Source organism: Reyranella soli (assembly GCF_007992495.1).
Classification (GTDB): domain Bacteria; phylum Pseudomonadota; class Alphaproteobacteria; order Reyranellales; family Reyranellaceae; genus Reyranella; species Reyranella soli.
In genome coordinates this window covers 1-10521 of sequence record NZ_BKAJ01000086.1, presented here as the reverse complement: position 1 = coordinate 10521, position 10521 = coordinate 1, and the positions used below count along the sequence as shown (strand labels likewise).

The window sequence follows — 10521 nt, the reverse complement described above, 5'->3', positions numbered from 1 at the left end:
GGCCCGCGCTCCCATCATGACGCTCCCAGCACTACTTCCCCCAGCCATACCCCTGCAGATGCGGCAGCGTCCCGCACGCCGGGTCGAACGGCGGGTTGCTGAGGTAGTCCTTGTCGGCCAGCACGTAGGCATGGCCGGGCGTGCGGCTGACCAGCGCGCTCATCGCCGGCAAGGACCAGTCCTGGGCGAAGAGCTTGTCGGGCCACTCGAGCAGCGGCAGGTCGCGCGCCCGGATGGCGCCCTCGCGTGTGTCGACCAGCGTGCGCATGCGCCCGAGGTAATCCGACCACAGGCTGGTCAGGACCACGTCGGGCACGGCGGCGGCAAGCAGCAGCGCCGTCATGGCCAGCACCAGGCGGCGCGACACCGCGGGCAGGCGCAGGATGGTGAAGACCTCGGGCGGCCGCTGCTGCCAGGCGACCTGCAGCCACATGCAGACCAGCAGCACCGCCAGTACGACGCCTGCCGCCTGGCGCGCGAGATAATGCGCCGGCGGATAGAGGATGGAGTGCTCGTAGGCCAGCCGATACCACGGCGTGAGCGCGAGGGCGGTGGCGGCGATGGCGATGACCAACGGCGGCCCGTTCCCGCGCAGCCATGACGGCCGCAGCAAGGCGACCACCGCGGAGATCGCGAGCCCGATGACGGGAATGATGAACTGCTGGTTCTGCCAGAAATCGAAGGACATCGCCCGCACCTTCTGGAAGTGCGGATGGTTCCAGTAGTCGACGATGGCGACGAGCCCGACGATAGCGGCCGCGAGGAACGCCACCGCAGCCACGACCATGAGCCCCCTCACCCACGGGTCGTCGTCCTTGCGCATCGACCAGACGATGGCGGCGGCGATAAGCGGGCCGAGATAGACCATCGTCTCGTAGGAGCGCACCGCGAGCAGGCCGAGCAGGCAGAGCAGCACGGCGTCGCTGAGACGCCGCGGCCCCCCGGTCAGCGTCACCGCCATGGCGACGACCACGGCGGCGTAGGTCGTGTTGTACTCGCCGATGATGAAGAAGCAGGTCGGCAGATAGACCGCGGCGATCACGACGATGACGATGCCGAGCAGCACGGCATCGTGCTTCACGCGCGCCAGCGCCAGGTGATAGAGGGCGGTCGGCAGCCCGAACAGCGCCGCCGAATAGACCATTGCCAGCAGCCGGGTGTCGCGCGCGCCGAGCTCGCTCATCAGCAGCAGCGGAAGCTGCGTCACCCAGTCGACGTGGGCGCGCGCGGTGTAGAAGTCGTGGACCTGGCCGAGGTCGAGGATGTTCGCCATGAAGGGCGAGCCGTCCCAGAACAGGCCGCGGCAGGCGATCGTGGCATTGATGGCCAGCGCCCACAGCAGCAGGACCACGCTGCGGTAGGCGGCCGGCGGCGGCGCGGCGGGCGCGCTAGTCACGCCACGTGTACTTGCCGAGCGGATAGGGATCCGCCGGCGGGAAGGGCTGCCAGGACTTGAAATCCCTGGGCGGCGCGATGATGCCGTCGCCGCGCTTGGCTCGCAGCGCCAGGCTCTGGCTGGGCAGGATCCAGGCCTCGACCAGCAGGTCGTAGGGATGGCGCGACAATGGCGAATCCTCGAAGGCGATCACGCCGCCCTTCGACAGCACTTCGGCGCGCACGACGTCGAGATACGACGACCAGGTTCGCGTCAGGTAGATGTCGGAAGGCAGGATCGCCAGCACGACCACGACGGCAAAGGTGAGGAAGCGGCGCGCCGCCTCGGGCGTGCGCAGCGTGGCAAAGACGGCAAGCTTGTCCTTGAGCAGGGAGCCGTAGAACCAGATGAACAGCACGATGGCGACGATGACCATGCCGGCGGCCTGGCGCGCCACGTACTGCGACTTGGCGAGTGGCCGGACCAGCGTGTCGCTGAGCGCCAGAAGTGGTGACAGCGCCAGGATCGCCAGCATGATGGCGGCCCAGCGATAGGGCTTGCCGGCCAGGAGATCGCGCGGCCGGATCAGCCCCCACACGACGACGACCAGCGCGGCGGCCAGCGCCAGGTCGAACTGCAGGTTCTGCCAGAAGTTGGTGGCGGTCTCGATCGTCTCGTCGAGATGCTCGACCGACCACGGCTTCACCAGGGAGCGGATGGCGACGGCCATGCCGCCGATGAAGCCGACCGTGGAGATGAGGTAGAGCGTGGTCGGGCCCCAGCGGCGCTGCGGCATGCGCCACAAAGTATGCAGGACCATCAGCGTCAGCAGCGGCCCGAGATAGATCATCGCCTCGTAGGTCCGCGCCGCCAGGAAGCTGATCACGGCCAGGAACAGGCCGTCGAGCACGGTGAGCTCCTTCGCTGTCAACAGCCGGACGGCGACGCAGATGGCGATCGCATAGGCCGTGTTGTATTCGCCGACGATGAAGAAGGACGTCGTCATGAACACCACGCCGATGGCGCCGATCACTGCGGCCAGCAGCACCGGGTCATCCTTCACCCGCACCAGGGCGAGCGTGTAGAGCGCGGTGGGCAGCGCGAACAGGCCGATCGAGAGCAGGCGTGCAAGCAGATGCAGGTCGGTGATGCCGAGGAAGACGGCGGTCATGATCGGTGCCTGGCCGACGACCATGGCGTAGAGGCGCGGAGCGTAGAAGTCGAAGAACCACTCCCGCCGTGCGATCTGCACAAGGAAGGCGGAACCGTCGACGAAAAGGCCGCGGCTCTCCCAGCTATGCCACAGCGCCAGGGCCCAAATCAGGCCGATCGTCGTGCGGTAAGCGACTGTTGTTGTTGGCATTTGCACGCGTTCGGCGTCTACCCGAGGCCTGCCCCCGGTGCAAGCGCTCCCGGCTTGCAGCGTCGAAAGAGCGCTGTTAGCAAGGCCCCCGAATGCAAGGATCCACGATGCTCAGTTGGGAAAAGATCGACGCCATTCCGGGCTGGTTCATGTTCCAGTCCTACTGCGTCTGGCGCGCCCTGCTCGACCAGCAGGCCCGGATCACGGGCGACCTGTTCGAGATCGGCGTGTGGCGCGGCCGCTCGGCGTCGGTGCTCGCCTCCTATCGCAAGGGTGGCGAGAAGCTCTATCTCTGCGACCTCCGGCTCGATCAGCCGGCCGTCGAGCGCGCCATCCGCTCGGTCGGCGTGGAGCCCGCCAACATCGTGCCCTTGTCGGGACCGTCGGCCGACCTGCCGGCCAAGCTCGACCTGCAGGCCATGCACCAGACGGTGCGCTGGTTCCACATCGACGGCGAGCACACCGGCACCGCGGTCTATCGCGAGCTCGAGCTCGCCAACCGCATCGTCAACAACGACGGCATCGTTGTGATCGACGACTTCTTCTCGCCGCGCTACCCGGCCAACACGACCGAGGTGATCCGCTATCTCGAGAAGAACCCGTTCCATTTCCGGCTGCTCGCGGTCGGCTTCAACAAGGGCTATCTCTGCCGGCCCGAGAGCCTGCCGCGCTACATGGACTTCATGGCCTCGGGCATGAGCCGCACGCTCGGCGGCTACGGTGCCAAGACGACGATCTTCAAGACCACCGGACCGTGGGACACCGATGCCGTCGGCATCACCGACTTCGTCGACGATGCCGGCCCGATCGCCGGCCCCGACAACGAGCCACAACGCTGGCACATGATGCGCACGCGCCATGTCTGGGGGCCGGTGCGGCATCTGCAGAACGGCTGGCGGATGTTACGCGGGCGGTAGCCATCGTCTCATTCACCTCCCCCGTCATACGGGGGAGGCCGGGAGGGGGAAGGCCTCACTTCCGTTGTCCGCAGATTTCAGATCATGATCTCATTCTTGGAAGCGCCTGCTATGCGGCCTTCCCCCTCCCTACCCTCCCCCGTAAGACGGGGGAGGAATAAGAGGATGCGCTAAGCCGCTTTCACGAGCTTCATCTGATCGTCGATATCGTCGGCGATGAAGTTGCGCACGACCTCGTCGAGATCCTTGTCGGTCTCGAAGCCGAGGGAGCGGGCGCGGCGGGAGTCGATGCCCTGGGGCCAGCCGTCGCAGATCTTCTGGATCGCGGGATCGTGCTGCCAGCTCACCTTGCCGACCTTGCGGTTGCCGGCGTGGCGGCTGACCGCCTGCTCGAGCTCCTTGGCCGTCACGTTGATGCCGTTCAGGAGCAGCGTGCGCCCCGGGCCGAACGCGTCGGGCGCCAGATCGTGCAGGCGCACGAACGCGTCGACCGTCTTGCGCGGGCTCAGGACCACCATGATCGTCTCGGGCGTCACCGGGCAGACGACGTCGACACCGGTCAACGGCTCGCGCACCACCGAGGAGGCCCAGGTCGAAGCCGCCTTGTTGGGCAGCCCGGTGCGCACACAGATGGTCGGCAACCGCACCGAGGTGCCGCGCAAAAATCCCTTGCGGGTGTAGTCGCGGATCAGGAACTCGCCGATCGACTTCTGCGCGCCGTAGGAGGTCTGCGGCGTCAAGGCCGTGTCGTCGGTCACCGCCGGCGGCAGGTCGCCGCCGAACGCCGCCAGCGAGCTGGTGAAGATCACGCGCGGGTTGGTGCCGAGCGCGCGGCAGGCCTCCAGCACGTTGCGCGTGCCGTCGAGGTTGACGCGATAGCCGAGATCGAAATCGGCTTCCGCACCGGCGCTGACCACGGCGGCAAAATGGAACACCGTAGCGGCGCCCTGCACGATCGACTGCACGGTGGCGAAATTGGCGATGTCGCCGGCCAGGGCCTTGACCCGCGGATCGTCGAGGCCGGGGCCGGTCGCCTTGCCGACGTCGAACAGCACGAGCTCGCTCACCCGCTCGGGCTTGCCCGAAGATCCGGCGATGCCGCCGTCCTGCAGCAGGCGCCGTGCCAACTTCTTGCCCAAAAATCCCGCGCCGCCGGTGATCACCACCTTCATGTCGTTTCCGCCCTTATGTCCAATGGCCGTCTGGAAACGAAAGTGTGCACAGATCGGCCTTCACAGTCTATGTTGGCCGCAATGGCGGGAAGCAGCGACATCTTCGTCTTCAAGGATGCCCTCATCATCCTGGGCACCGCCGCCGTCGTGGCCCCCGTGGTCCACCGCCTGAAAATCAGCCCCGTCCTGGGTTTTTTCGCCGTCGGCGCCGCGCTGGGGCCGCATGGTCTCGGCCGCCTGGCCGACTATTCGCGGGCGATCGACTGGCTCACCGTGACCGGCGAGAAACAGATCGCCTTCATCGCCGACCTAGGGATCGTCTTCCTGCTGTTCTTCATCGGCCTGGAACTGTCGATGCGGCGCCTGCTCACCATGCGCCGCCTGGTGTTCGGGCTGGGTGGCCTGCAGGGCCTGCTAACGACAGTGGTGATCAGCTTCGGCGCGCTGTGGTACGGCCAACCGCCGGCCGCCGCATTGATCATCGGCGCCTGCCTGGCGCTCTCCTCGACTGCCCTGGTGATGGAGGTCTTGTCCGGTCAGCGCCGCATGATGTCGACCACCGGCCGCACCAGCTTCGCCATCCTGCTTGCCCAGGACCTCGCCGTGGTGCCGCTGTTGTTCCTGATCGGGGCGCTGGGCAGCGCCGCCGATTCGACGTCGGTGGCCCAGGGCGTGATCATCGCCCTGGTCGAGGCCGCGATCGCCATCGCCGTGATCGCCGTGGTCGGCCGGCTGGTGCTGAAGCCGCTGTTCAAGCTCGCCGCCGGCACCGACAATCCCGAGTTCTTCATGGCCGCCACGCTGCTGATCGCCGTCGGCTCGGGCGTGATCGCAGCCTATGCCGGCCTGTCGATGGCGCTGGGCGCCTTCGTCGCGGGCCTGCTGCTTGCCGAGACCGAGTATCGTCGCGCCGTCGAGGCGATGATCGATCCCTTTCGCGGCCTGCTGCTCGGCGTGTTCTTCTTCTCGGTCGGCATGCATATCGACCTCGGCTTCATCTGGCGCGAGCCGCTGCTGGTGCTGGGCGGCTTCCTGGCGATGATGTTGGTGAAGTCGCTGCTGCTGGCGCCGCTCTGCCGCGCGTTCGGCGTGCCGTGGAGCGCCAGCGTCGAGACCGGGCTGCTGCTGGCGCCGGGCGGCGAGTTCGCCTTCATCGGCATCGGGCTCGCGGTGCATTTCAGCCTGGTCGCCACCGACGTGTCGGCGGGCATCCTCGCCGTGGTGTCGCTCAGCATGGCCGCCCTGCCGTTCATCGCCCTGGGAGCCCGCCGGGCCGGCCAGCAATTCGCCCGCGACGCGTCGTCCGATCCGATGTTCACCGTGTTGCCGCCGGACGACCATGCCAAGCGCGTCATCGTCGTCGGCCACGGCCGGGTCGGCCAGCTCGTCTGCGGCCTGCTCGAGGAGCACTGCATCCCCTACATCGCCGCCGACCGCGATACCGCGCTGGTCAGCCGCTGGCGCACGCTCGGCCGGCCGATCTACTACGGCGACGCCTCAAATCCCCTTTTCCTGCAGCGCTGCGGCATCGACGAGGCGACGGGCGTGATCGTCACCCTCGACACCTCGGCGGTCGACGACGTGGTGCGCGCGGTGCGGGCGCGGCGGCCCGACGTGATGATCGTGGCCCGCGCGCACGATGCGCAGCACGCGCTCCATCTCTACACCCTCAAGGTCACCGACACCGTGCCCGAGACCATCGAGGCGAGCCTGCAGCTGGCCGAATCGGCGCTGGTCGGGCTCGGCGTGCCGATGGGCCTGGTGATCGCCTCGATCCACGAGCGGCGCGAGACCGTGCGCCGTGAATTGCAGGCCGCCGCCGGCACGACCTCGTCGGTCACCGAGCAGATCCGCCAGGCGCGGCGCGACCGTTCGCTGAAGTCATGAGGACGTCTTGAAGATCATCAGCTGGAACCTGTTGAGACTGACCGGCGCCGCCGTCGACGATGTGGCCGCCCTGGCGCGGCACGAGAAGCCCGACGTGCTGCTGATGCAGGAGGCGACCAAGGAGATGGAAGAGTTGCCGTCGCTGCTCGGCGGGCACTTCCATCGGCTGTCGTGGCTCGGCCGCATCCATGGGCTCGCGGTATGGAGCCCGCATCGCTTCGCCGCGCCACGCGCGCTGTCGCTGCCGGCCTCGCGCCTGCCCGGTCGCCTGCCACGACGGCGGGCGCAGATCGTGCAGGTCGGCGAGATGACTTTCGCCAACGTCCATCTCAGCCACGGCCAGCTGCTCAACCGCCGCCAGCTTGCGCGCATCGCCTCGGCGCTGCGCGGCAAGCCGTCGGCCATCATCGGCGACTACAACATCGTGGGACCGGTGATCCTGCCGGGCTTCGCCGACGTCGGGCCGCGCGAGCCGACGCACTATGCCAGCAACGTCGTGCCCTTTCGTCTCGACCGCTGCCTGGTGCACGGCCTCGCCTGCCGCACCGCCGCTGCGCTGGACTTCGGCCCGTCCGACCATCGGCCGATCCGGCTGGAACTGGGACTGGCCGAAGGCTGGGGGCTCGAGAGCGGGCTCAGGGCGCGGCCGGAGCACCGCTGGATCAGGCGCGACCGGCTGGGAAGGTTGTATCGGTAAGGGAGCGCGGGCCTCTGCGGGCCAGAGGCCCGCGCTCCCTTAAAGATAAGGCTGCAGCAGCCGTGCCGCGCTGTTGCGCAGGCGAATGGGCAGCGGGTCGCCGTCGAGCTCGGCCAGGGTCAGCCGGCGCGCATTGGGGGCGATGGCGGCGATCTTGGCGGCGAAGTCGGCGTCATGCAGCTCGACATTGAGCTCGAAGTTCAGGCGGAAGCTGCGCGTGTCCCAGTTGGCGCTGCCGATCAACGACCATGCGCCGTCGATCACCATCAGCTTGGAATGGTCGAAGGGCGCGCCCGTCAGCCAGACGTGGCAGCCGGCTTCGATCAGCGGCCGGAGCGGAATGCGCCGCGCCCAGTCGAGCAGGGCATGGTTGGAATGGTCGGGCAGAACGATCTCGACCTTGATGCCGCGCAGCGCCGCCAGGCCCAGCGCCATGGTCAGCGGCTCGGGCGGCAGGAAGTATGGCGTGACGACGCGAACCGACTTGTGGGCGCAGGAGATGGCGTGCAGCGCCACGTACTCGATCTGCTCCATGTCCTCATCGGGACCGGAGGTGACGACACGCGCCGTTACCGGGCCTGCCTTTTGGAGTGGCGGAAACCACTTCTCCGTCAGCAGCGTCTCGCCGGTGGTGTAGAGCCAATCGTCGGCGAAGGCGCCGGTCAGCTGCTCGACGATCGGGCCCTCGAGCTCGAAGTGGGTGTCATGCACGACGAAGGGCGGGTTGTCGGCGCTGATGTTCTCGGCGCCGATGTTGATGCCGCCGGTGAAGCCGATGCGACCGTCGACCACCAGAACCTTGCGATGGCTGCGCAGGTTCACGAACGGCATGCGCCAGGGAAAATACGAATGCAGGAAGCGCGCGACCGGCACGCCGGCCTTGTGCAGGTGATTGTAGGTGCCCGACCAGAAATAGCCGCCGCCGACACCGTCGATCAGCACCCGCACCTCGACACCGCGGCGCTGCGCCTGGATCAGCGCCTGGTGGAAGGCTTCGCCCGCCTTGTCGGCGCGGAAGATGTAGCTCGCGAGGCCGACGCTCTTCTCCGCCGCGTTGATCGCCGCCAGCATGCGCGGATAGGCCTGATCGCCGCTGTGCAGGACATCGATCCTGTTGCCGGGTTCGCTGGTCCGGCCGGTCAGCCGGCCGATCGCGAACTCGAGCGGCGTCAGCGGGTCCTTGGCGACGGCGTCGGCCAGCGTCTCCTCGGCGATCGCCATCGACAGGCGCTGGCGGCGCAGCCGCTGGGCGCGTCGCTTGACGCGGTTGATGCCCATCGTGACGTAGAGCAGCGCGCCGAGGAACGGCGACAGCCAGGCGATGCCGATCCACGACACCGAGGCCGCGACGTTGCGCTTGTAGAGCAGGACGTGGACCGTCACGAGAGCGGCGATGGCGACATGCGCCATCACCGCCACGGGACCGATCAGGGTGGGCAGACCGAGGTCGAGGAACACGCCGTGGGTATAGCAGGTTCCTCGCCGGGGAAGACTACGCCGTCGCCTTGATGGCCTTGCCGGCGAGATCGATGATCTCGTCGATCTGGTTCTTCTCGATCACCAGCGGCGGCGACATGGCGATGGTGTCGGCGGCCTGGCGCACCATCAGGCCAAGCTCGAAGGCCTTCACGAAGGTGTCGTAGCCGCGTGCGCCGGGCGCATCCTTGCGGCCTTCCATGTCGATGCCGCCGGCCAGGCCGAGGTTGCGGATGTCGGTGACGCCCGGCAGGCCCTTCAGCGAATGCATGCCGTCCTCCCAGTACTTGGACAGCTCGGCGGAGCGCTGGAACAGGCCCTCGTCCTTGTAGATGTCGAGCACGGCCGAGGCCGCGGCGCAGGCCAGCGGATGGGCCGAGTAGGTGTAGCCGTGGAACAGCTCGACGACGTTCTCAGGCCCGTTCATCAGGCCGTCGTAGATGTGCTTGCGCACGAACACGCCGCCCATCGGCACCGTGGCGTTGGAGATGCCTTTGGCCACCGTCATGAGGTCGGGGATGACGTTGAAGAAGTCGGCGGCAAAGCCGGTGCCGAGACGGCCGAAGCCGGTGATGACCTCGTCGAAGATCAGGAGGATGCCGTGCTTGTCGCAGATCTGGCGCAGGCGCTGCAGGTAGCCCTTGGGCGGCGGCAGGTAGCCGGTCGAGCCGGCGCAGGGCTCGACGATCACGGCGGCGATGGTCGAGGCGTCGTGCAGGGCGACGATGCGCTCCAGCTCATCGGCCAGTTCGACACCACCATGCTCGGGCAGGCCGCGTGAGAAGGCGTTCTTGGCCGGCAGATGGGTGTGCGGCATGTGGTCGACGCCGGGCAGCAACACGCCCCATTGCTTGCGGTTGTTCACCATGCCGCCGACCGAGATGCCGCCGAAGCCGACGCCGTGATAGCCGCGCTCGCGGCCGATCAGGCGGGTGCGCGTGCCCTGGCCGCGCGCCCGCTGCCAGGCCAGCGCGATCTTGAGCGCGGAGTCGACCGCCTCGGAACCGGAGTTGCAGTAGAAGGCGTGGTCGAGGTCGCCCGGCAGCATGGCAGCGTGGCGCGCGGCGAGCTCGAACGACTTCGGATGGCCCATCTGGAAGGACGGCGCGTAGTCCATCTCCTCGAGCTGCCGGGCGATCGCCTGCTTGATCTCCTCGCGGCCGTGGCCGGCATTGACGCACCACAGGCCGGCGGTGCCGTCGATCACCTTGCGGCCTTCCGGCGTCCAGTAGTGCACGCCCTTGGCGCGGGCCAACAGCCGCGGATTCTTCTTGAACTGCCGGTTCGCCGTGAACGGCATGAAGAAGGCTTCGAGGTTGTTGGCGGCGGGCGCGGTGGCGGGAGGCGTCATGGCGGAACTCTCAAATTCGACAGGATGGCGGACCCTAGCACCCCGACCCCGCGCCGACCACGCGGTCTCGTATCTCTCGCCTGAAGATTTCTGGGACTGGCCCATGCACGCGATGCGTGCTTGACCGGTGCGCGGCCATCCTCCTAGCTGCAACGGATCATGCTGTCGCCTCTTCCCGGCTGCCTGTCGCGCTGTCCCTGCTGCTGGTCCCGGTCATGGCGATCGCCGGCGGCTGCATGTTCATCCTGCCTTTCATCAGGATCGATCCTTCTGACCACTAGTA

Annotated in this window: 8 protein-coding genes; 3 read left to right on the top strand and 5 right to left on the bottom strand. The window is 67.7% G+C overall.

What is annotated here, in order from left to right:
* Positions 1-31: 31 nt before the first annotated feature.
* Positions 32-1396 carry a hypothetical protein gene (locus RSO01_RS24365; protein ID WP_147152280.1) on the bottom strand — a complete coding sequence of 455 codons (1365 nt, stop codon included), beginning with the start codon at positions 1394-1396 and terminating at the stop codon, positions 32-34.
* Entirely contained in the window at positions 1389-2738 is a 1350-nt protein-coding gene (locus RSO01_RS24360) for a hypothetical protein (protein ID WP_147152278.1), read from the bottom strand. Before RSO01_RS24360 ends, RSO01_RS24365 begins: the two co-directional genes overlap by 8 nt.
* Positions 2739-2845: 107 nt before the next feature.
* Here RSO01_RS24360 and RSO01_RS24355 point away from each other — a divergent pair, with 107 nt between their 5' ends.
* Positions 2846-3655 (top strand): class I SAM-dependent methyltransferase, encoded by an 810-nt coding sequence (locus RSO01_RS24355; protein ID WP_170303322.1) that lies wholly within the window; start codon positions 2846-2848, stop codon positions 3653-3655.
* A 170-nt stretch (positions 3656-3825) separates the two neighbouring features.
* Here the strand turns inward: RSO01_RS24355 and denD are convergent, their stop codons facing one another.
* Positions 3826-4827: a D-erythronate dehydrogenase gene (denD, locus tag RSO01_RS24350; RefSeq protein ID WP_147152274.1), complete on the bottom strand. Its 1002-nt coding sequence runs from the start codon at positions 4825-4827 to the stop codon at positions 3826-3828.
* Between the two features lie 81 nt (positions 4828-4908).
* Between denD and RSO01_RS24345 the strand changes: the two genes are divergently transcribed.
* Positions 4909-6714: a cation:proton antiporter domain-containing protein gene (locus RSO01_RS24345; protein ID WP_147152272.1), complete on the top strand. Its 1806-nt coding sequence runs from the start codon at positions 4909-4911 to the stop codon at positions 6712-6714.
* Positions 6715-6721: 7 nt separating this feature from the next.
* Positions 6722-7411, top strand: coding sequence for an endonuclease/exonuclease/phosphatase family protein (locus tag RSO01_RS24340; protein WP_147152270.1), 690 nt, complete (start codon positions 6722-6724; stop codon positions 7409-7411).
* A gap of 39 nt (positions 7412-7450) precedes the next feature.
* Here RSO01_RS24340 and RSO01_RS24335 read toward each other — a convergent pair whose 3' ends face one another.
* Together RSO01_RS24335 and aptA are read right to left on the bottom strand one after the other, a co-directional pair.
* Complete coding sequence (locus RSO01_RS24335; protein WP_218037444.1) at positions 7451-8869, bottom strand: phospholipase D-like domain-containing protein; 1419 nt, start codon at positions 8867-8869, stop codon at positions 7451-7453.
* Positions 8870-8903: 34 nt separating this feature from the next.
* Positions 8904-10238, bottom strand: a complete 1335-nt coding sequence (gene aptA, locus RSO01_RS24330; RefSeq protein WP_147152268.1) for an omega-aminotransferase AptA — start codon at positions 10236-10238, stop codon at positions 8904-8906.
* Positions 10239-10521: the final 283 nt, after the last annotated feature.

Bases quoted from the DNA above. Each gene is read 5' to 3' on its own strand.
- RSO01_RS24360 (WP_147152278.1), bottom strand. From the start codon at position 2,738: ATGCCAACAACAACAGTCGCTTACCGCACGACGATCGGCCTGATTTGG.
- RSO01_RS24355 (WP_170303322.1), top strand. From the start codon at position 2,846: ATGCTCAGTTGGGAAAAGATCGACGCCATTCCGGGCTGGTTCATGTTC.
- denD (WP_147152274.1), bottom strand. From the start codon at position 4,827: ATGAAGGTGGTGATCACCGGCGGCGCGGGATTTTTGGGCAAGAAGTTG.
- RSO01_RS24345 (WP_147152272.1), top strand. From the start codon at position 4,909: ATGGCGGGAAGCAGCGACATCTTCGTCTTCAAGGATGCCCTCATCATC.
- aptA (WP_147152268.1), bottom strand. From the start codon at position 10,238: ATGACGCCTCCCGCCACCGCGCCCGCCGCCAACAACCTCGAAGCCTTC.